This window comes from Teredinibacter haidensis (assembly GCF_014211975.1).
Lineage (GTDB): Bacteria > Pseudomonadota > Gammaproteobacteria > Pseudomonadales > Cellvibrionaceae > Teredinibacter > Teredinibacter haidensis.
In genome coordinates, this window is record NZ_CP060084.1 from 1,362,686 (window position 1) to 1,387,185 (window position 24,500).

The window sequence follows — 24,500 nt, forward strand, 5'->3', positions numbered from 1 at the left end:
TGACAAATATATAACAATAAAAAGTATTACCATTTGTTTTAGCTATTCATTTTTTTGTCATACCGTGGTTGTAGCATTGGCGGCGGTCAGAAGGGTGACAAATTAAATGAGTAATTTTCAACTCAATGGATTTATCAGTGTTTATCTTTTGAAAAGATGTATTGTGTTTTAAAAAATATATCTAGTCGATGACCCATTTGGGTTAATGGCAATGATTGTTTGTTGTTGGTCGCTCTGAAAGTAAGCGCGCCATAATTATCGCTTTGCTGTCGGAAAAACCATAAAGGGGCGGCAGTGTTCTCGTTTCGGATCGGTTCAAAATAGTAGTCCGTTGCTAGACAGGCAATACACTTAAATGACAGATTTAATACTCCCATAAAGTCCGAACTTGGGGTTCTGGTTTTCAAAAAAATAGGCTTTAGAAGTTTCTGGCAATATTAAATGTGCCAGGGAAGCGGTCGTTTGCCTTTTTTTTGTGAGTAGTAATTTATTAATCTTCGTATATTTTTTGGTGAGATAAAATGGATATAGCAATTATTGGTGTTGCATGTAAGTTTCCGGAGGCAATAAGTCCCGACCAATATTGGAAAAATCTCACATCTAAGCGTTCCTGTATATCTGAAATTCCCGTGTCTAGGTGGGATTGGAAGGAGTACTGGGGAGATCCTAAGAAAGGGGATAATAAAAGTTTAAGTAAGTGGGCCGGGTTTATTGACGGCGTAGATAAATTCGACGCCAATTTCTTTGGTTTGCTTCCAAAGGTAGTGTCAACGATGGATCCCCAGCAAAGAATTTCTTTGGAGCTGGCGTGGGAGTGTCTTGAAAATGCGTGTATTGCCCCCTCTACGTTGAGAGGGTCTCGTACCGGCGTATTTTGCGGCGTTTTCAATCACGACTATAAGGAACTTCAGGAAGGCCAGCGCATTAATATCGAAGCACACCATAGTACAGGTACGGCTTCTAGCATAATAGCCAATCGAATTTCGCACTATTTTGATTTCAAAGGACCTAGCTTCCCAATTGATACAGCTTGTTCCAGTTCCTTAAATGCGGTTCACAGCGCGATCCAGGCTATTGAATATGGCGATTGCGATTTAGCTCTGGCTGGCGGTGTTAATCTGATTTTAACACCAACACGTCATATATCCTTTTCAAAAATGGGGATGTTGTCGCCTACAGGCCGATGTAGCACATTTGACGATTCTGCGGATGGATATGTGCGGGGCGAGGGCGCGGGCTTTCTGCTCATGAAGCCTTTAACTCAGGCTTTGGCAGATGGTGATATTATCCAGTGTGTTATTAAGGGTAGTGCAGTCAATCATTGCGGTGAAACTTATACGTTAACCTACCCCAGCGCCGAAGCACAGGCAGACGTGATATGTGACGCGCATCGACGTGCAAATGTCCCATTAAGTTCAGTGAGCTATGTAGAGACTCATGGTACCGGTACGCCTAAAGGTGACCCGATTGAAATTGAAGGTTTAAAGTTGGCTTTCGATCGAATGGCGAAAGAACAAAAAATAGATCTAAGCGAACTGGAATGTCATCTAAGCGCTGTTAAAACAAATATCGGGCATTTAGAAGCGGCCGCAGGAGTAGCCGGAATTATTAAAGTGATTCAGTCTTTCAAGAATAGAGAACTGGCTCCGCTTCAAAATTACCAGGCTCTGAATAGTCGAATTAGGTTGGATGATACGCCTTTTAAAATCGTAAAAGATGCTACTAATTGGCAGAAATTGGTGAAAAATTCGCAGATTTCAGCGCCCTTGAGAGCTGGTATATCCTCATTTGGATTCGGCGGAACGAACGCTCACATTGTATTGGAGCAACCGCCGGAAAAGAAAATAAAGCGGCAAGCTCAACATTCTCACTACCTTGTTTTAGTTTCAGCAAAAACTAAAGACAGCTTGTTTTCTGCCAAGAATAAGCTGAAAGATTGGATTGGGAATGACGGACGGAAAGCCAGAATGCAGGATATCTGTGCTGGATTGGCAATAGGTAGAGATCACCTAAACGTACGTTCGGCGTATGTAGTAAAAAATCATAGTGACTTATTGACCGCTTTACACAAAGATATCGATCTAGGTGTCGACCATTGCCGTCAAATTAATATTGATGATGTAGAAGTTTTTGAATATTCCAGTAAAAAAGCTACGGCGTTTATTGATGCGCACTTAAGCGCGACGGCTAAAAATCGCAATATAGAAAAATTATATGGGGTTCTTCTGGAGCTCTATTTACAGGGGGCAAAATGGGATTTTTGTAAGTTATTCCCTACCAAAAAAACACAACGGATACAGTTGCCAACATATGCATTTGAGAAAAATTCATACTGGATTCCCGAGGGGAATAGGCAAGGTTTCAGCGCTGGCGCTATGTTGCACCCACTGGTTCATGAAAACACTTCGTCCTTGGAGGAGCAACGTTTTACGAGTCATTTTACAGGGCGTGAATTTTTCCTAAAGGATCATATAGTACAGGGAAATAAGGTATTACCAGCGGCGGCATATTTGGAAATTATTTGCGAGACATTGATCCGCTCTGCGGAGGCAGGAGAGGTAGATAAGTCCACCATTGAAATTAGAGATATGGTGTTTTTAAAGCCTTTAGTTGGTCGTGATGAACATTCAGAGATGAGAGTTAAAATCTTTCCATCACAACCGACATTTTCGTTACCAGAAAATTCGACATATATCACTTTTGAAGTTGCAAGTGGGTTTGAAAACTCCATAATCGATATTAATTGTCATGGTAGTGCCCTCCTTAGCGAAGGAGTTCGCGGAAACGATCCGATTGAAGGATTTTGGACGGATACGCCTAAACAATTTAAAAAAGAAGAAATTTACGTATTATTAACCCAGCTGGGATTTAGTTATGGAGTATCTCATCAATCGATAGTCAAGCTGAATCTTTCTTCTGATGCCGCGTTAGCTGAGCTTTCTCTGCCTGATTCCATTGGAGAAATTGATAATCAATATCGGATTCATCCGTCAATAATTGATGGCGGTTTGCAAAGTGCCGTAGTTTTATTGAGCGAGATATGCCAGGAAGAAAAATCCGACGCTAAAACAATTTTACCATTCTCTATTGATCGCGTAATCGTGAGTGAACGATTACTGAAATCCTGCTTTTCTCTTATTAAGATCCAGGATGTTAGTGGTAAAAATGGCGTAAAAAAAGTTGATATTCTGTTTTTTAATAGCAATCCTTTCGAGGGTATGGCTATACCGTCTGTAGTTATTCAGGGGCTTAATTGTCGTGAGGCGCTTCTAACGGCTCGGTCAGAATCAGATTGCGTGCGCGATAATGGTGATAAAGAATCCTCCGATGAAGAGCTCTTTCATTGGTCGCAACCTAATAAGAATAGCTACTATGTCCCAGTGTGGAGCGCTATTGATAAGGCTGCATCGAAAATCCCTATCGCGAAATATCTCCTAGTTGTGGGCGGGGAAGAGCGCATTGAACGCTGCGTTAAGGCCTTGAGTTGTAATGAGGGGTTTTCTGGATCTACGTTTGTCTCGGTAAGTACGGGAAAGGAGCTTAAAATTATTTCGAATACGGAATTCTGTGTTCGAGCTTTAGAGTTTGACGATTATGACGCTGTATTCAAACGACTAAAAGAGCACGGTACTTTACCAGAGCAAGTAATTATCTTACACGATGATTTTGATTGTTTATCGCCTGACAGGACCGACATTCTTTCTTTAACGGCTATAGTAGAGAGTGTTTTCCTTTTGGTTAAAGCTGCATTTAAGCCTCTTCGAAAAATGAAAATTTTGAGTGTGGCGAAGGGTGATCACAGAACCGCGAGTTCGTTGATACAAGGCCTAAGTGGATTTTACAAGTCAATCAAACTGGAAAAACCGACGTATAGTGGCCGAGTTCTGTTATTGGATGAACTTGATCTTCAGTCCCAGAGCTTCGCAAATATTGTTAAAGATGAGCTAGGTTTTGATGATACCCGAGTAGACTTGGCTTATATAAAGGATGAACGGTACGGTCGGCAATTTGTTACTTTCAACGACTTCTCAAAAGTAAATGAATTGGTAAAACCCGAAACCGGGTGCGGTTTCAAAAGTGGTGGAACCTATTTGGTGACCGGCGGACTGGGAGCTCTCGGCATACTTGTCGCTAAACATTTAATATCGAATTATCAGGCGGATATTTACCTCACAGGGCGGTCTGAGTTGACGCCTGAAAAAATGGCCCTGCTCACAGGTCTATGTGAATCCGGCGGTTCCGTTACGTATTTGCGTGGGGACGTAGCGGAAATTGATACGGTAAATAATTGGATTGATCAAATAAATCAAAGCGGAAAGTGGATAAATGGGGTGATTCATTCCGCAGGCGTGATTGAAGATAACTTCGTAATTAAAAAAGAATATTCTGCGTTTCAGAGAGTTTTGGCCCCAAAAGTTAAAGGTACTGTTGCTCTTGATGTGGCGACGAAAGATCAGCCGATAGACGTATTCGTACTATTTTCAAGTGTTACAGGAATTTTCGGTAATCTGGGGCAGAGCGATTATGGTTACGGAAATTCGTTTGAAGATTACTATAGCCACTATCGAAATGTACTAAGTGAAAACGGGCAACGAAATGGTTCTGCGGTATCAATTAACTGGCCATACTGGAAAGACGGTGGTATGCAGCTGGGCGATAAAGAAGAGGAAATATTATTCAAAAACTTTGGTATTACGCCATTAGAAAACGCCGCTGGACTCGAAGCACTGGAGTTTGCGGTTAACCTCCCTATTGGACAGATGGCGGTATTGGAAGGTGATCAAGAAAAAGTCAAGAAAGTACTTGGTGTTACGTCTCTGTTCGAAAGTCAAGAAACACAAACGCTAGCGTCATCGAAAGAAATGGGTGTGTCTTCAGCCGGAGTTGTTTCAAAGAACACAATTTACGCCTACCTTGTCGATATCTTTGCGAAAGAACTTAAGATTTCCAAAGAAAGGTTCGATCTTACTAGCAACTTTCAAACCTTCGGCTTTGATTCCGTCGTTATGATAGATATGGTTAATGTACTGGAAAAGGAGTTCGAAGGCTTACCTAGAACGTTATTTTTCGAAAATCAAAATCTTAATGACTTGTCGGAATATCTGCTAAGCGAGTATGGCCAGAATTTTTCAGATGTATTGTCGAATGCGTCGAGGCCGACGATTTCTAAGAATTCTACACTGGGATATAACGAACCCACGCTTGCGCGGTCAGCGAGGTTCACTACTCAAAATCGTACACCATTAAGCGAATCTTTATCCATGGATAAAGATATCGCAGTTGTTGGTATTTCGGGTCGATTTCCCGAAGCAGAAAATGTTACTGAATTTTGGAATAACTTAAAGACGGGGCGAGATAGCATTTCAGAAATCCCTGAAGATCGTGGCTGGAATATTGAAAAATTATTCAGTGACGGATCCCCTAAGGTTGGTAAAACTTATAGTAAATGGGGGGGGTTTCTTTCCGGCGTTGATCAATTTGATCCGCTGTTTTTCAATATTTCCCCAAAAGAGGCTGAGGAATTAGATCCCCATGAACGGCTATTTCTGGAAACCGTTTTCCTCGCAATTCTTGATGCGGGGTATCGCCCAGAACAGCTCGTAAAACCTAGAGACCTTTACGATAGCCCTGTGGGCGTCTACGCCGGAGTTATGTGGGGTGATTACCACCTTTTTGGTATTGACGGAGGATCACCTGGCACACTAAATACTCCCCAGTCCTATTACTGGGCCGTGGCAAATCGGGTGTCATATCAATTCAATTTTTCCGGCCCCAGTATAACAATCGATACAGCATGTTCATCCTCTATTACCGCGATGCATTTGGCCATTGATGCGTTGAGGAAAGGCGAAATTGACGCGGGTGTTGCCGGAGGTGTAAATCTTTCACTGCATCCAGCTAAGTATGCACTACTGTCGAATCGAAGATTTTTGTCTACGGATGGCCGTTGCCGTAGTTTCGGTGTTGGTGGTGACGGCTATGTTCCAGCTGAAGCTGTGGGTGCCGTTATATTAAAACGTAAAGCTGATGCGATTAGAGATGGCGATCATATTTACGGAATTATCAAAAGTACAGCCATCAATCATGGTGGAAAAACCAGTGGCTTCACCGTTCCAAACCCAAATCGGCAAGCCGCATTAATAAAAAATGCTATAAAAACTGCCGGTATCGACCCACGCGATATCAGCTATGTAGAAGCTCACGGCACTGGGACCAGTCTGGGCGATCCTATTGAGGTCTCTGGCCTTACAAAGGCATTTGAACAAAATGATTCACAGTTTTGTGCAATAGGATCAGCTAAATCTAATATCGGACATGCGGAAGCCGCTGCTGGTGTCGCGGGATTAATCAAGTTGTTGATGCAGCTTAAACATAAGCAGATTGCTCCATCATTACATTCCGAGGATTTAAATCCCTACGCAAAAATAGACTCCAGCCCCTTTGTAGTCCAGCAAACACTTGGTGATTGGACCGTTAATAACGGGAAAAATCGGTTGGCCGCGTTGAGTTCATTCGGAGCCGGTGGAGCGAACGGACATTTAATTCTTGAAGAGTATGTCGCTGAGCCTCTTCCTCTGACGGGTAATAGCGATCCGAAGCTGATCGTATTGTCTGCACGAAACGAATTATCGTTAAAAGGGCTGGTTGCAGAGCATGCTGATCATATCAAACGCGAAAGTAACCTTGTGCTCGAGCAAATTGCTTTTACCCTGCAGACCGGGCGAGTTGCGTATGACTATGGGTGCGCTTTAATTGTCGAATCAGTAGCTGAATTAAGTCTTCTGCTTGAACAGGTATCGGTTGGTAAAACACCCAAAAATATTTTGTGGGGTAAACGAGAAAGTAGAGGAAATATTAAAGGGGATCCCGCTGCTGTAGATATTGAAGTTGGCGCTCAAAAGCCTGATCTTCTAAAAATCGCAAGCCATTGGATGACTGGGAGTGATATTCCTTGGGAGCTGCTTTATTCTACAAAAATTAGGAAAATATCACTGCCAGGTTATGTCTTTGATAAAAGCCGCTATTGGGTAAAGCATACCCCACTCGGGACTAACGCTGTTGAAGCGCTATCACCGCTTATAGATAAAAATATCTCGACATTTGATGAGCAGTGCTTTGAAAAGACCTTTCACCCGAACGAAAGCTACCTGATGGATCACAGGGTAGGCGATAGTCGTGTACTACCCGGTGTCGGTTATGTGGAAATGGTGCTTCAAGCCGCTAGGCAGGCCAGCCGGAGTGTGGTTCTTGGCTTTGAAAATATTCAATGGTTAAAGCCCATTATTGTCGATGACGATGCCAGTACAATTAGGACCGGACTTTATATCGATAATGATAGCGTTTCTTTTGAAATATTTGGCGCTGACGACGGTAGAGAACTGTATTGCTCTGGGAAACTTATTATCGAAGGGTTGAGCCCCGCTGGGAAAGAAAAAAGTTTTTCTGTACCGATAGAAACCCCTTCAGTTGAACAGCTTATCAGTACCGGTACCGAAATAGATCGTTCTGAGGTTAATAGTGCTTTTGATCGCTTAGGTTTCAATTTTGGCGAAACATTTAGAGTTATCGAAAAAATAGTCTACTCGGAAACAGAATCCTATTCTGAAATTAGATTATCGGCTAACGACAAGTCAGAAAATTCCGAACGGTTTTATCTATACCCCGCATTGCTAGATGGCGCGATTAGAACGTCTGTAGCTATTGGTGGATTCAATTTAAATTCTGGAATTCCCCTTCCGGTATCTGTTGATAAAATAGTCGTTCGAAAGCCCCTGGTGGGCGGTTGTAAAGTATTCGCGCGTAAGTTGCCAATTAATTCTAATCAGAATCTAAGGAGCCGCTACGATATATTTCTATTGGATAGCTCTGGCGATGTTATCGTAAGCTTTTACGGGTTTACTGTTCAGTACGTCGTTAAACTCGCAGGTACAAAAAATAAGTCGTCCGTAGCCCAATTGCCTAAATCGGCTTTAGAAAATAAAAAAACTATTAGTTTGCCGGTAGGTAATAGTGAATCAAATGGATCGATTGATAAGTATTTAAAAAGTCTAGTCTCTGACGCAACGAAGGTATCTCTAAATGAGATAGATTCAAGTGATGCTCTCGATGCCTATGGCATAGACTCCGTTATGATTATGGCGATGAATGAAACATTACGTGCGGACTTTGGGGACGAAATCCCGCAAACATTATTTTTTGAATACCAAAGTATTGATGAACTAAAAGAATTCTTTGAAGAAAACTATAATGAGCACTTTAGATCGATTATAAAATCACCAGCAACTGATGCAGTCGATGCCATACAGGTAATTGAAAATAAAAATACTCCTCCCGGTTCAGACTCCAAAATCGCGATTACGAATTTTTTGAAAGAAGCTTTATCGTCAGCAACCAAGTTGCCGATCAATGCAATTGATATCGATGAAGCACTGGACAAGTACGGTGTAGACTCTGTCATGATCACATCTATGAATGATCAGATTTCACAGGTGTTTGGAAACGATGTGCCGAAAACGCTTTTCTATGAATTTCAAGAAATATCTAGTATTTCAGAATATTTTTTGGAAAACCATGAGAAGGATATCATCAGGAAATTGATGGTATTGACAGATGCCAGTGTTAATGTCGTAAGCCCGGTAGGGAATAGTGAACATTTTGTAGATAGCGATATTGAGCAATCTAGTGAGAAGGTAAGTTCTGAAAAATCCCTGGATATATTTAATATATTTTCAGGTGAACTGTCATTAATTGAAGCGGACGATATTCTTGATGAATCACTTTCACACCTTTCTATAGATGCCGTGTCTGCTATGCATATAGAAGCAAAACTGGGTGCTCTATATCCTGAGTTTCTCGGCAAGAAATTGTCGATATATGGGTCGATTAACGAGTGCATTGAAAGGTTAAGCGGCGACAAATTGTCGTTTCCTAAAGTGTCCTTCGCACCTGATTCATCATCAAAAAAAGTGCAGAGCACTACGTCAGATCGTGTCCGAACTTCCATCGCGAGAAATAAACCCAAGGCAAGGCATCGCTTCGCCATAAGTTCAAGTAGCGAGCCAATTGCTGTTATTGGTCTGGCCGGTCGCTATCCACAAGCAAATACACTTGAAGAATTTTGGAACAACCTTTGTTTGGGTAAGGACAGTATTGTAGACGTTCCTAAAGATCGATGGGACTTTAGAACGAGCTTTACCGAAGACAGAACAAAAAAAGGAAAAATATATAGTAAATGGGGCGGATTTCTTGATTCTGTAGACCAATTTGATCCTGAATTTTTTCGTATAACCATGAGGGAAGCGGAAAAAATAGACCCACAGGAACGCTTGTTTCTACAAACGTCGTGGGAATGCTTCGAAGATGCTGGGATAAACCGAATAGCGCTAAAAGGATCATCTGTCGGCGTTTTTGTCGGTGTAATGTGGGGTCTCTATCAGCATATCCCTATTTCTGAACAGCAACTGAAATTTGGTAAACCTGCTTCGTCATTTTCGTCAATTGCAAATAGGGTTTCATACACCTTTGACTTGAAAGGGCCGAGCATTGCTTTGGACACAATGTGCTCGTCGTCAATAACGGCTATACAAATCGCTTGTCAGAATATTCGTAATGGTGATTGTGAAATTGCGGTCGCCGGCGGGGTGAATCTCGCAACACACGCCATAAAGTATGAATTGCTTAGCCAGGAACAATTTCTCTCTAGTGACGGCCGTTGCAGAGCTTTCGGTGAAGGCGGTACAGGCTATGTACCCGGTGAAGGGGCAGGAGCCGTATTATTGAAACCGCTAAGTAAAGCTATCGAAGACGGCGATAATATATACGGAGTTATCCATGCGACCGCGCTGAATCATGGGGGAAAAACAAACGGCTATACAGTGCCCAACCAAAAAGCTCAGACAGCGGTTATTGCCAAAGCACTTGCACGCGCAAATTGGCGAGCCGATTCATTGAGTTATATTGAAGCGCATGGTACAGGAACCTCACTCGGTGACCCGATTGAGGTGGCCGGGTTGACTCGGGCGTTAAATGACAGTGTCGAACACGGATTATCGAATATTTCAAAAATCGATATCGGTTCAGTTAAAACAAATATTGGACATTTAGAATCTGCTGCCGGTATTGCGGGTTTAACAAAAATACTTCTTCAGTTAAAAAACAAAAAAATTGTTCCATCGCTTCACTCTAGGGAGTTGAGTAGGAATATTAATTTCGACAGTACACCACTTAATGTTCCCCAAATTTTAAAGGAGTGGGAAAATAAGTTGTTGACGCCTCGCAGGGCCGCTTTAAGCTCCTTCGGTGCTGGTGGTTCCAACGCCCATATCTTAGTTGAAGAGTTTGAGGATATCGAATTTCCTCTTGACGAGAGCGTACACAAGGTAGTGTTTGTATTGTCTGCAGATGACCAGGCCCGACTGACTCTATATGTAGAGCGGGTTCTGGGTTGGTTGTGTGATTTAGAGACCAAAGATGTGCATTTATTGCATCGCTTAGCATTTAGCTCGCAAATCGGTCGAGACCAACTCGCATCAAGACTCGCTGTAGTCACCGATTCAGTCGATGAATTGATCTCTGCTTTGTCGGCGTTTATAGAAAAGTCAGATCATGCATCGCTGGTGCTTAATCACGCCGAATCTAATATAGGTCTTAATAAACTGTTTGATGAGGAAGATAGAAACAAATTATTAGAAGGTATTTTGGCTAAATCACAATGGGAGAAATTGGCGGCTGTTTGGGTATCATCTATAGATGTTGACTGGGCCTCCTATACAAATGTCCTATTTCCACTGGTACAACAGTTTGGCCGCCAGTACCTCAAAAAAATGTCGTTTCCGCCAAAACCGTATTTGGAGCAACGCGTATGGGTTGACGAAGCGAAAAAATCCGAAGTCAAGCTTGACCCTATACACCCACTAATTGATCGTAATCATTCATCGATATTTTCGCAGCGTTATTCAAAGACGTTTACCGGCAAGGAGTTCTACCTTTCAGATCATGTCGTCAATACGGGCGACGCGAGAATAATTTTGCCTGGTGTTGCTTATTTGGAGATAGCGAGAGTTTGTGGAGAACAAGCCGTTTTGGGCGAGTATCCAATTAAGCATATTCAGAATTTGTTGTGGATATCACCTATTGAAGTTAGGGGAGAGCCAATAGAAATTGAGGTGCATATTCGCCCTGATGAAGCTGAATTGAACTTTGATATACGGAGTTCAGATACGGCGAATACTATCCATTGCCAAGGCACATTACTAATCGGAGGTGATGAATTTCAGGACGATGAGTGGCTGGATATCGACGCGCTGGTAGATTCTGCTCATACGGTAGAAAACCGTGATGATATCTACAATGAATTCTTTTCGATGGGTTTTGAATATGGGCCGAGCTATCGAGTGACGCAAAGACGTTACAGGTTTGACGCCAAGCAAGCGTTATCGGAGTTGGTGCTATCCGATACACACGAAAGTACATTGCAGGATTTCGTGTTACACCCTTGCATTATGGATGCCGCTGTGAGGACAGGTTTGGCTGCGGACTATGCGGTCGGGCATACGCCTAGTCATCCTATAGTGCCATTCGGTGTCGAGCATGTCGAAATCATACATCCGCTTGAAAAGCATTGTTTTGCCTTTGCGTATATGGATGAGGAGAGTTCAGGTTCTGAACTAAAAAAGTATCAGATAGTGATTGCTAATTCTCAAGGTAAAGTTCTAGTAAAACTACACAATTTTTCCGCTCGTTCATTCGTAAAAATCGGACCTGATATTATCGATGACGTCAATATTTATGACTATTTTTGGAAACGGGAAGACGCCTCAGTTCAGGATTCTAGCCGAATTCGCGAGTCTGTCCTTCTTTTCGATTTTGATCGAGATCTCGCGCAAGAAATGAAGGAAAAATGTGATCGCGGTGTAATAGATGTGAGCATATCGGATGATAGCTATTTTGGTAAATCGGATGATGGTAGTACCCATTATTGGCGTATAAACGCAGGCGATTATAGTGCTAATACTCAGCTAGTGTCGGCTCTAAAGCGAAAGAATGCCTTCCCTTCCGTCATATTTTTCCAAGCAAAAGGTGAGCTAGGCGCGCCAGGTAATGGTAATCGGGGAGTGTCTAATGAGGTCGAAAAGCTGGCGCACCTATTAAAAGCCATTGAAGAGATTCATCCGTTACAACCTTTCAAGCTGGTTTGCTTTCACGAGATCTCTGATCCTAATAAAAATTCGATTAACGGTGCACTCACTGGTTTTTCGAAATCGCTTTTAGCGATCAACCATCGATTTAAAATGGTGTCGGTTTGTTTCCCAGCTAGCATAGATTCAATTACTCGTAGCTCAATTTTGATAAGTGAATACCTCGACGGTAATAACATGTCTGAAGAGGTTCGTTACCTAAATGATGAACGTGAAGTTAGACGTTTACAGGTTAGTACAAAATCGTTGAGAGATAACGTATTAAAATTCAACGGAACTTACATGATTACTGGAGGTATGGGTAAGCTCGGATTGGTATTCGCCAGATATTTAGTCGATACCTACCAAGCCAATTTGTTGCTGACTGGTCGATCGGCGTTGACCAATGAAAAACAATTAATAGTGGATACTCTACGTTCAGAAAACAACCATGTGGAATATGTTTCGGCAAATACCTCTGATCCAAAAGAAGTAAACGGTCTAATTGATCATGCATTAAAGACTTTCGGAAGCTTAAATGGCGTAATTCACAGTGCGGGTGTCTCAGATGCGAAATCACTTACTGAGCAAGGCGTAGAAGAATTTTCGCGCGTTCTCGAACCTAAAGTCACCGGAACGCTAATTTTAGACGAAGCAACGAAGAGAATAAATCTTGACTTTTTCGTGTTGTTTTCGTCGATATCGGCACTCGTTGGGGATTTGGGATCTGGTAGTTACGCTTGTGCTAACCGCTTTATGGATATGTTTGCTGAACACAGGCAACAGAAAGTTGTAGCAGGAGAGAGAAATGGTTTAACTCTGTCAATTAACTGGCCGCTTTGGCTTGAGGGCGGGATGGAAATCCCCAAAGAGCAAAAGGCATTTTTCGAGTTTTCGGGGATACAGGCTCTTGGAGAAGTTCAAGGGTTGAAGGCTTTTGAATCGCTGCTATCGCTTGGTTTAACTAATGCCGTCGTCGCTGCGGGGGACTCCCAGAAACTGAAAGGCTATTTGAAAGTGGTCGGCGGAGTGGCGCGCGCGGATAAAGTCGTGGAAAAAAGAATAATAGTAAATGACGAAGGAAACACGATTCAAATGAAGCGGACGGTGTCTGTACCCGAATCACTAAAGACGGGTATCAAAGATCCAATTGCTGAAACTAAAAATGACGATCTAAACGAGTTTCTTAAAAATGCAGTATCGTCGGTTACAAAAGTTGTTTCTGAAAAAATCGATATCAATACTCGATTTGAAGGACTTGGACTTGATTCTGTCATGCTTATGGAATTGCAAAACCAACTGCAAAGTACATTTGAGACGCTACCAAAAACAGCGTTATTTGAACATGATACTGTTGCGAGGTTGGCAGAATTTATTAGTAGCCAATACTCCGATTCTGTTATCTCTTTGTTCGGACAAAATGCTAAGCCTAAACAGATTAGAGCTACGTATGAAGAACCAAAACCAGCAAAGAAAATTAATGGATTGGTTAAGCCTCTTGGTGCTTACCAGCCATTACCAAAACGAGTAGAAAAAGCCTCTGAGGATATAGCCGTTATTGGCATAGGAGCACGCTTCCCTAAAGCCAATAACCTTGAGGAGTTTTGGGAGATATTATGCTCAGGGGACAGTACGATTAGCGAAATCCCAGATACTCGCTGGGCCGCAGAAGACTTTTATGGTACCCAAGTTGGACGTGTTGTAGATAAAGCAGTGAGCAAATGGGGAAGCTTTATTGATGATATCGATGAATTCGACCACGACCTATTCAATATGACATTTGATGAAGTCTGTAAACTGGATCCACAAGTCAAATTACTTCTGGAGGCTGCATGGTGCACCTTCGAAGACGCGGCCTATACACCCAACTCGTTTGGTGATGATCGGGTCGGAGTTTTTATAGGATCAATGAGTGATGACTTTTCTCGTGTTGTTGCAGATAGCTGGAATGAAAAGAAACAGTATTTCGGGCCGGGGTCTGTGGGTAGTGAGTTGGCTAATAGAATATCCTATTTCTTTGACCTTCACGGCCCGAGCATGTCAATTCAAACAGCATGTTCTTCTTCATCAACAGCAATACATTTGGCAAGAAACGCTATTTTAAATGGTGAATGCCGCTACGCGCTCGCAGGTGGTGTGAGTGTTAGCTTGCACCCAAGTAAATATCTAATGCTACAGGATATGAAAGTCCTTTCACCCAACGGAAGGGAAGCGACTTTTGATGAACATGCAAATGGACTTGTCCCAAGTGAGGGTGCCGGACTTATCCTTCTAAAGCGCTACGACGATGCGCTTAAAGATGGCGACAATATCTATGGCCTTATCAAGGCAAGTTCAGTTAGTCATGCTGGTGTCGGCGCAGGCCAATTTTTACCCAACTTGAGGGATATGGCGCGAACCGCAGCGGACGCTATAGAAGCTTCTGGCATCACCGCCGAGCATATTTCCTATATTGAGTGTCACGGTACAGGTACCGAGCTTGGCGACCCCATTGAATTGAAAGCGATGGAATTGGCCATAGCTAAAACAACAGAAGCAAAAGGTTTCTGCGCCTTGGGGACTAAGGCAAACTTAGGACATATGGAAGCAGCGTCAGGTGTTTGCTCTGTAATAAAAGTATTACTGAGTATGAAACATCGCACAATTTCGCCTTGTGTAAATATCAAAGAGGCAAATACTGTCTTCGAAAAAGACCTTTCGCCATTCTATATTCCCATGCGGGCAACATCGTGGAGAATGAATGAGCTGCAACCCGTAGCAGCGGGAATCAACTCGTTCGGGATGGGGGGCGCAAATACATTTATGGTACTAGAGTCCTATTCACATAGCGAAATGGATATTCATAGTGATCCCGAACAAGCAATTGTTTTCTCCGCAAAAACACATGAGCAACTTGTTCGCTATGTGGATAATGTTAAAACATATTTGCAGGGCGATGTTATTTATAACCTTCAGGATGTTGCGTTCACTACACAAGTCGGCCGTGCAGCGATGGTATATAGAGTGGCGTTTATTGTGGATAACGTGCAGACATTTATAGGGAAAGCAGAAAAGTGGGTAGGCAACACTGAAAAGGAACTGCCTGGAGTAATCATTGGCGATCCGAAAAATAAAAGTACAACATCATTTACGGAATTACTTTCTGATCAGTCCGGTGAACTTTACATAAATAGCCTGATGTTGAATCGACAGCTTCAAGCTCTTGTTTCGCTATGGGTGATGGGGGCGCAGATCGATTGGAATAAATTTCATTCACATGGAAATCCCAAAAGAGTTTCGTTACCCAATTACCCATGGAATAGAGTGAATACGCATTTGAGTAATTATTCAGGATTCGTAGCTACAGCAGAAGGAAAGGGTAAGGAAGACATACTACACAAAAACGTAAGTAAAGAAGGAGTTTATGATTCTTGGTTTATTATCGATAAATCGAATATTGATATTGCAGGATTAGTTGTTGGTGAAGGCGGTAGGTTAGGCGGAAAGATTTTCGGCAAGGACGACTGGAAAAAGCGGTATTGGAAAGAATATTTGAATGAATTTCAGTCGCAAAATGAACTGGGTGATCTATACAGTTGTTCAAAATTCGGAAATATTTCTGAAGCCAATATTCAAGAATTGTCAGCTGAAGAAATCACGGTATTGAAGATGTTCTGTGCTGATAATCAAATTGAGCTTGAAACACTATTTATCGGAGCTTGGGGACTACTTCTTTCAAGATTATCTAGTAACAAATTTAGTCAGTTAGCTCATGGGCTATCTACCGGAAGCGTCAACGTGCTGCTTCCATTCCGGATACCCTGTGTTGTAAGGAGCACGGCTTCAGAGTGGCTTAGAGTTATTCAAACTGAGCGGTTGATTAAATACGTAGCCTTTGAAGAGTTTAATGAATTCTTCGCGGATCGAAAACACCAAGAGACGCATAACTCGCTTCTAACATTCAATACTCATGAACTCACTCTGCCAATGATGAAGGAACTTAAGTTAGAAGCAGCAGCCGATATTAGCTACTTTGAAAACAAAGCAAAAATTACGCTTTACTGTCATGAGAACGGGTACATGGGGCAATCTTCCGAAAACATACTTCAGTATTTGCTCGGATTTATTATCGGGATTGCCACGAACCCAGAAAGAAATCCAGCGGCGGTCCCGTTGCAGTTGCCCGGGGATAAGAAAAAGAAGACATTCATGCGTATTTTAGATAGAGAAGGAGAAGGTAAACGATGAAAGTATTTCTCACTGGAGGGAATGGTTTTCTTGGCTTAAATATCGTGAGAGCTCTTAAATCTGAAGGGCACGAGATACTGTGTTTGGTTCGTGAAAATTCTAATGTCGACTATCTGAACCAATTTAACGTTAAAACAATTAGCGGCAGTTTACAGGATAAACGATTTCTTCATGGTGTGGCAGAAAACGTCGACGCTGTAATTCACACGGCAGGTATTACCAGTTGCAAAAAATCGGATATACCAAAGTTGCTTGAAGTTAACTCTGAAGGAACGAAAAATATTTGTGAAGCCGCATTAGAAAAAAAGCTAAAACGCGTAGTTTTTACAAGTACTACATCTACAATAGGGTGCGCAAATAGCGTTTCAATTCATGCTAATGAAATGACCCCGTTGTCTGGGTTTAGAGAGCATAATCCCTATGGGGTATCCAAACTCAAAGCCGAACGTTACGTTCTTGATGCCGTTGAGAAGGGTTTGGATGCGGTTATCCTAAATCCATCGGAAGTGGTTGGCCCCTATGATTACAATTTTCAATGGGGCCGAATAGTACTTGCAGTGGCATTTAATCAACTTCCTTTTATTCCTCCGGGCGGTGGTAGTTTTTGTCACGCCCAGGAAGTAGGTCGGACCCATGTAAATGCTCTCATAAATGGTAGGGCGGGCGAAAGGTATATTCTAGCGGGTACAAATGTAACGTTTAGAACGTATATTGAGTCTATCGAAAAGATGTTGGGGCGTGTCTCGGATCGGCCGGGAGGTAATTATTGGATGAAATATCTAAAGGCTTGGATGAGCGATAACTTGCCGTACCTCCAAATAACGAAGCCCGCTGTTGAAGCCTATAGAATGCGGGTATTTGGCGGGCACTATTATTTCGATTCAAAAAAAGCAGTAGCAGAATTGGATTATCGGGAAGCTTCTTTAGATGAAATGCTAGAAGCTTGTATCCGTTGGTATAAAAGTTCCGGAATCATTCCGGCTAAAGCAGCTTAATTTATAATAGGAGGGGAGCATAGTGGATTCTCGCGGATTAATCGAACTCGAACGCATGCCGTTCAAAGAAAGATTGTCGAAACAATATTCTTTTTATTTAAAGGAATTAGATAACGGCTACATGATGGGACGAGAAGGGTTCGCGCCAGTGGACAAAATAATGAAATACAAGGATTTGTATTCAGATGAGTTTCATGAGGTCCTAATTTTTGGCTCTAATAGTTATCTTGGTTTCTCAAATCATCCATACGTAAAGAAAAGAGTAAAGGATGCAATTGATTTGTATGGTATTGGCTCGGGCGGTAGTCCTGCATTTTCCGGTTACACTCGACAACACAAAGAGCTAGAGCTGCGTTTGGCTAAGCTTGCGGGCCATGAAGATGCAGTATTGCTCCCAGGCGGGTATATGGCAAATTTGTGCTGGGTAAGTGGATTAATGAACCGTAACGATGTGATCGTTTATGATAAAAATAGTCATGCAAGTGTCATTAACGCGATAAAAATGACCGGGGTTCCGTTCTATTCGTTCGACCCAGAAAATCTTGTAGATTTCGAAAATATTGTTAAACGAATTCGCGAACGAGAAGGCGAAGATAAACAGATATTCTCGACCGTCGAAGGTGTCCGCTCTATCGATGGAACTATTATTGAACTTGCCGAATACCTGAAGATTTGTAAGGCTAACAATGTTATCACTATTTTGGACGATGCTCACGGTCTAGGTACTGTCGGAGCAACGGGTAAAGGAACTCTAGAATATTTGGATCTTATTGGTCAGGTCGATTTGCGTATGTCCACCTGCAGTAAAGCCTTGGGAGCGCAAGGAGCTTTTGTCTCCGGAAGCAAGGAGTTGATTTTTCTCTTGCGTAATTTTTCGTACCCCTACGTTTTTACGTCCGGTTTAGCGCAGCCGACAATTGCAGCGATTTCTGCTGCGTTGGATCTATTAGAGAACGAGCCAGAACACGTTCAGAACTTGCATTCAAATGTTGTTTATATGCAGGATTCTCTGGAGGCAGCTGGATTCAATATTTTGCGTGGTGAATCAGGAATCATACCAATTTTCTTCGGGAAAGACGGCCATGTAAGACAACTTAATAAGGAGCTTTTCAAAAAAGGTTTGTTTGCAAATATAATGGAATACCCGATGGTTCCGCCCGGATTGGAGCGGCTGAGGCTTTCTATTATGTCTACCCATACAAAAGAAGAGATGGATAGAGTAGTTGATCTAATCGATTCGACAAGTAAATCAATTTGAGATGATAAAACCTAGGAGCTTTTAGTATGAATAGTGACAATGCACTCGATACGTTTTTTAGTGTGGTTAACAATATTAAGAAAACAGCCTTTTCCGCAGATATCATTGCAACGGATTTTCATCTTGGTGGAGACCTGGGTATAGATTCTCGAGAGATGTTAGAAATTTGGTACGACCTAGAGGAGCAGCTCTCCTTGTCTATCCCAGACACTAACAAAAGAGATATCTATACCGTTCAGGATGTATTGGATGTCTTGGAAAATAAGACAGAACTTCAAACCGCGTAGTACTTTAACGTTGTTTGATCGTGTTAATAGATGCAATGCACCGTAAGAGGGTAGTTCGATGAAAACAGCATATGTGTTTCCCGGGCAGGGATCGCAATTCTTGGGTATGGGCGCTGAATATTTTGATCGATTTCCAGAGCTCGTAAAGATGGCTGATTCAATGTTGGGATATTCTATTAAGGAGTTGTGCCTAGATGATCCCAAAAAATGTTTGAACAAAACTGACTTTACACAGCCGGCCCTCTATACGGTAAATGCCCTAACATATGCCGCAAAAATTGAAGATAGTTCGATAAAGCCCGACGTTGTAGCGGGCCATAGTCTTGGAGAGTACAACGCTTTATTGGCTGCCGGAGCTTTTGACTTTTCAACGGGTCTAAAAATAGTCCAAAAGCGTGGTGAATTGATGGCCAAGGCCGATCAAGGCGGTATGTTGGCGGTGCTAGGTATCGATATCCAAAAAGTGGAGACCATATTGCGTTCCCTGAATAATAAAAATATTCAGGTTGCTAATATAAATTCCGCAAAGCAGACTATTTTGTCTGGCGATAAAGCCGCGTTACTTGAAAGTACATCGGTATTTGAAAAGAGTGGTGCAAGAGTTGTCCCTTTAAATGTGAGCGCCGCTTTTCATTCGACTTATATGAACGATGCAAGAGAAGAGTTTTCATTGTATTTGCGCGGCTTTCAGTTTAGGTCCCTCGAAATTCCCGTTATTGAAAATCTCACAGCTGAATTATATCCGGAGATAAGATATGAGACGCAACTCGCGAATCAGATAACCGGATCCGTTCGATGGCACGATACCGTCATATGGATGATAAAAAATGGGTATGAGAATATTGAAGAGGTTGGGCCTGGGTTAGTTCTAACAAAGTTAACAAGTATCATAAAGAATGATCTTTCCGAAGTTTCGCAAAAGGAAGAAACTATACCAACAGCCGAAAATAACCTTCTATTTATGTACGGAGGACAAGGATTTCATTATTTGGGAATGGGTCATGAGTTGTTTGAAACACAGAACGTTTTCAGAAAAACAATGATGCAATGTGATTCTATGGTAAATGATATTCTTGGTGTTTCCATTGTGCATGAGTTCTACGAAAAAGATCCAGAGGAAGTTGATGTTGAAAATATTTTGATTACTCATCCAGCCATTTATAGCTTTGGCTATTGCCTAACCAAGGAATTGGAGTCGCAAGGGTTAAGGCCTGCCGCTGTCATGGGTTATAGTTTAGGAGAATATGTTGCTGCGACAATAGCTGGTTCTATAACGTTTAACGAAGGTCTCACTTTGGTTTGTAAGCAGGCACAGCTTTTAAAGCAGCATGCCAGAGACGGTAGTATGCTCGCCGTTCTAGCGGATGTTAAAGACTACAACATGCATCTCGATGACTACGCGAATGTCACAATGGGATGTATTAATTACAATGACAATTTTATTGTAAGTGGAAAGAAAAATGAAATATTAGCGACAAAACGTCGTTTGGAATCTAGAGGTGTCCTATCACTTGTTCTCCCCGTCGCTCATTCTTTCCATTCGCACCATATTGAGACAATCAAAGAACCCTTTACGAAAATCGTAGACAATATTGAAATGTCTGCGCCGAATATACGGATGTATTCGCCAATTAAGTCCGGCCATCTCAGTGACGTGGATTCTGAGCATTTATGGAAGGCTATTCGAGAGCAGGTCAACTTTAACGGTATAGCTGGGGTTTTGAAGGAGTCTGGAGAATATAGATTTGTAGACCTCAGTCCAACTGCATCCTTAGCCTCATTCCTAGATCGTCGTTTTGGTAAACATGAAGATCACCACTACGCCGTAAATCAATTTGGAAAAAATAGAGATACTTTGAATAAAATGGTCTCCGTGATATCTGGAACTACATAATAATTTCTGAAATACGTAGTGTAACTATTCGATCTATATTTGGTGAGATACTCTTCGATGAAAAATATTGACAAAATTTTTGGACATATTCCTGGTTGGGCTAGAAAATACCGGCTGTTCATAGGGATTTTTTACGTCATTGTTATTGGCTTATCGTTTGTTGGTGCGGGAAAAATACAGAAGGATGACAGCCTAAAAGCATGGTTTGGAAAGGATTCTGAGATATTTAAAAACCAAAATAAGTTTGATAAAACTTTCGGAAGCAATGAAGACGTTTATATCGTATACAAGGCAAAAGATGGCGATATATTTTCCACTCGCTCCCTGACGGCCTTAAGTAGGCTTCATAATGAGCTTGCTGATTTTGGATCAGATATACAACAAAACCCAGAATCACCACTAAATCATACACGAGAAGTCATTTCGCTCGTCAATATTCAAGTAACAAATGTGGTAGGTAATAACCTATATACCAAAGAATTTATCGGTCCAAATATCCCGAAGACTAAATCTGGTCAAGAAGAGTTACGGAAATCTGCACTTGGAAATCAAGAGATTGTTTTAGCTTACATGTCCAAAGATTCTCAATATGGTGCTATATCGATAAAAACAGATTTTGGTGAATTGAAGTCATCCAGAAAAGCACTCGATTTGGTTGATAGTTCGGACGTTGTCGGTATGGATTGGACCTTTGTCGAAGACGATTCTGAGTTAAAGGACGAATATGTAGAGGAAGAAACTAAAGACTACGATGCGTACTATTTCTACATGCAAGCGGTACGTAATGAGGTCTTAAAGGCTGGAATTGAAAATGATCTCGACGTTTATTATGCCGGGCTTCCCGAGATTGTGTATTTTCAAACTGACGTACTTGATCAAGAAATGCCGGTAATATTTCTTGGTTTGTTTCTGATTATTTTGATTCTTTTACTTGTCTTGTTTAGACACCCCGCTGGGGTTATATGGCCGGCAACTATCGTTGTATTGGCCGTGTTGCTCACGCTAGGTTTTATTGGTTGGTCGGGAGTTCCAAGCTCTAGCTTGAGCGATCCGATGATATTACTCATCATATTAATCAGCGTAGCCGATGCTGTTCACCTCATATCGACCTACAACTATCAAAGGTCTGTTGGAGATACTGATGCCGTTGGTATTAGTAACGCCTACAAAAAGGCAGGCTTGTCTTGTTTTTACAGCTCGTTAACTACCATTATTGGCTTTGGCTCGCTCTGGGTTGTGAAACCCTCGATTCCGATCGCCAACTTTGGCTATTTCTGTGCCGTGGGTATTATGATGGCATTTTTTGTCACCATCACATTGCTACCGATATTTCTATCATTCTGGTCTCCTAAAGTTCATAAATTGAAGGCTGGTGGCGCCGCCGAAAAATATAGAGTTGCCGATGCTATATATAACCTTGTCTCAAAGAAGTCTGGTTTTATAGTGGCGTGTTTTGCGTTTCTCATAATAGCGGTAGGGTTGGGCATAAAAGATTTAAAAGTGGATACCAATGTAATAGAAAGCTATAAGCCCGACTCCTATATCCGTAAAGCCTTCGAGATAGCCGACAAAAACATGGGCGGCACTCAAAATATCGATTTTATGATAGATCTTCATTCAGACAATGCTCTATACGATGATCAGGTACTACTGAAGATCGAGCAATTTCAAAATCGCGTTCAAACGGCTTTTCCCGATCTTGTGGTTACCGGAATTTCAATTGCGGATGTAATGAAGAGAGTTAACCAACAGTTACATGATGGCAATATAGCGAGTTATCGTATGCCTGAATCACCAGGTGAGATTAGCCAGCTTCTTTTTCTATTCAATAATGTGTCACCGGACGAGAGAAGACGACTAATATCGGATGAATTCGATGCAACCCGCGTAGCCTTTATGGTTCGAAACTCTGGTTCGACGGATTATGTTGAATTGGTTGCAAAAGGTAATGAGTGGCTAATTGAGATATTTGAGCCGTTAAAAGACCGGTACCCCAATATCGAATTAATAAACGCGGGCGGTGTAGTAACGTTTATGCATTTATTTGATCGGATTGCCCATTCACAGATTTCCAGTTTCGCCATTACGCTATCAATAATCTCAATCGTATTAATTATTGTATTTAGATCACTTTCGCTGAGCTTACTAGCGGTAACGTCGAGCGTGGTGCCCGTAGTTATTACATTTGGGGTTATGGGGTGGTTAGGCTTGGAATTGAACCAATTTACGATGATTGTGGCTCCGATAATTCTTGGAATAGCTGTAGATGATTCTATTCATCTTATTAACAAACTTAGAGCTTTATTGAAGCAGAATAGTGATATAAACATCGCGACCAAGGTAACGTTAAGAGAAATAATCAGCCCTCTCGGGTTTACATCAATTGTATTGTCCGGCGGATTGCTAACGATGCTATACAGTTCAGACGCTTCATTCCAGGCTTTTGGGTACCTAAGTGCAATAGCAATAATGAGCGCTCTTGTGTCTGACATCATACTTATACCTTCAATATGTATTTTATTCTTTCGTAAAAAGATCTCGGAATCTCTGGTGAATACCGAAGAGCTATCGTCCCAATTAGGAGAATCTTCAAATGTTTAAAACTCTGCCTCTATTGCTGATTTCGATTTCGATTTCTTGTATGGCGTCTTCCAGTCCTGAAATAACAAAAATCGGCGATGTAAAAGTAGAAACTGAAACTGATATGACAAGAAGTGAGGATACGTCTAACGCGGATAGACAAGGCAGTCTAGACGTTAATGGGATCATGGCGAAAGTTATTGATCGCTATGTAGGTCATACAGAGGTCAGTACTATATCGCTTATGACATGCCCTTACCGAATGAAAAATAATTCATTAAGCTGTTCATCGAAGCCAAGGAAGAAAACCGTTAAGTCATTAACAAAGAGTTACGGTGATAATTTGCGCGACAGTAAAGGCTTGATGCTAATCGTTTCTCCGGTTGCCGAATATGGGATTGGGGTTTTACAGTATGATTATACCAGTAGCGGAAAGGATGCAGATCAATGGTTGTATCTTCCGGAGCTGGATCAAGTGAAACGTGTCGCGTCATCTGCAGATGCACCGAAAAAAGGATCGTTGTTCGGAAGCGAATTTGCTCTAGAGGACATGGAAAAGGAAAAGATTGAAGAGTACCACTATACAATTATTGAGGAATCTGAATTTTCCGGGCACGATGCCATTGTTATTGAGCAAAAACCAAATTTGGAACGCGCCAAAAAATCCAATTATCTAAAGAGAGTGAAGTGGGTTGACAGAGAAAACTATGTCGTTCTTAAAGAAGATTTTTATGAGCTAAATGGCGAGCTACTCAAGACCAGCTTAAGTTCAGATATTGAAAATATCGAAGGTATTTGGACAGTTAAAAAGCAAACGATGAGAAATATAAAAACGAGCCGAATTTCATTAATTCAATACACTGGCGTCACTTACAACCTTGATATAGATGATGAGTATCTAACGCAGAGAATTCTTAGTGATTCAGTTTTTCGGGAGAATTTTTTGAACTCACTAGGTGATTTGAAAGTGGCAGATAATATGCAGGAATCCTCTTCCCGCTGAGTTACGAAGCATGACATTAAGTTTGTGTGATAGTCCGCGATAGTTGGAACATGTTTAGGAATATATAATTAGATCTTCTG

At 41.7% G+C, this 24,500-nt stretch carries 7 protein-coding genes; all 7 read left to right on the plus strand.

Annotated features, from left to right (window positions below; genetic code table 11):
* Positions 1–521 precede the first annotated feature (521 nt).
* The 7 genes from H5715_RS05485 to H5715_RS05515 are packed head-to-tail and all read left to right on the plus strand — an operon-like array spanning position 522 to position 24,420.
* Positions 522–16,403 (plus strand): SDR family NAD(P)-dependent oxidoreductase, encoded by a 15,882-nt coding sequence (locus tag H5715_RS05485; RefSeq protein WP_075187490.1) that lies wholly within the window; start codon positions 522–524, stop codon positions 16,401–16,403.
* Positions 16,400–17,398 (plus strand): NAD-dependent epimerase/dehydratase family protein, encoded by a 999-nt coding sequence (locus tag H5715_RS05490; protein ID WP_075187489.1) that lies wholly within the window; start codon positions 16,400–16,402, stop codon positions 17,396–17,398. The genes H5715_RS05485 and H5715_RS05490 overlap by 4 nt, the downstream gene beginning before the upstream one ends.
* A 22-nt stretch (positions 17,399–17,420) precedes the next feature.
* Positions 17,421–18,656: an aminotransferase class I/II-fold pyridoxal phosphate-dependent enzyme gene (locus H5715_RS05495; RefSeq protein WP_075187488.1), complete on the plus strand. Its 1,236-nt coding sequence runs from the start codon at positions 17,421–17,423 to the stop codon at positions 18,654–18,656.
* 26 nt (positions 18,657–18,682) lie between these two features.
* Entirely contained in the window at positions 18,683–18,943 is a 261-nt protein-coding gene (locus tag H5715_RS05500) for an acyl carrier protein (RefSeq protein WP_075187487.1), read from the plus strand.
* Between the two features lie 58 nt (positions 18,944–19,001).
* On the plus strand, positions 19,002–20,837 hold the full coding sequence (fabD, locus tag H5715_RS05505) for an ACP S-malonyltransferase (RefSeq protein WP_075187486.1): 1,836 nt from the start codon (positions 19,002–19,004) through the stop codon (positions 20,835–20,837).
* A gap of 57 nt (positions 20,838–20,894) precedes the next feature.
* Entirely contained in the window at positions 20,895–23,438 is a 2,544-nt protein-coding gene (locus H5715_RS05510; protein ID WP_075187485.1) for an efflux RND transporter permease subunit, read from the plus strand.
* Positions 23,431–24,420, plus strand: a complete 990-nt coding sequence (locus H5715_RS05515; RefSeq protein WP_075187484.1) for an outer membrane lipoprotein-sorting protein — start codon at positions 23,431–23,433, stop codon at positions 24,418–24,420. Before H5715_RS05510 ends, H5715_RS05515 begins: the two co-directional genes overlap by 8 nt.
* The last annotated feature ends 80 nt before the right edge of the window (positions 24,421–24,500 follow it).

Excerpts from the sequence above, each read along its gene's own strand:
- H5715_RS05510 (WP_075187485.1), top strand. The coding sequence starts at position 20,895 with ATGAAAAATATTGACAAAATTTTTGGACATATTCCTGGTTGGGCTAGA.
- H5715_RS05490 (WP_075187489.1), top strand. The coding sequence starts at position 16,400 with ATGAAAGTATTTCTCACTGGAGGGAATGGTTTTCTTGGCTTAAATATC.
- H5715_RS05515 (WP_075187484.1), top strand. The coding sequence starts at position 23,431 with ATGTTTAAAACTCTGCCTCTATTGCTGATTTCGATTTCGATTTCTTGT.
- fabD (WP_075187486.1), top strand. The coding sequence starts at position 19,002 with ATGAAAACAGCATATGTGTTTCCCGGGCAGGGATCGCAATTCTTGGGT.
- H5715_RS05485 (WP_075187490.1), top strand. The coding sequence starts at position 522 with ATGGATATAGCAATTATTGGTGTTGCATGTAAGTTTCCGGAGGCAATA.
- H5715_RS05500 (WP_075187487.1), top strand. The coding sequence starts at position 18,683 with ATGAATAGTGACAATGCACTCGATACGTTTTTTAGTGTGGTTAACAAT.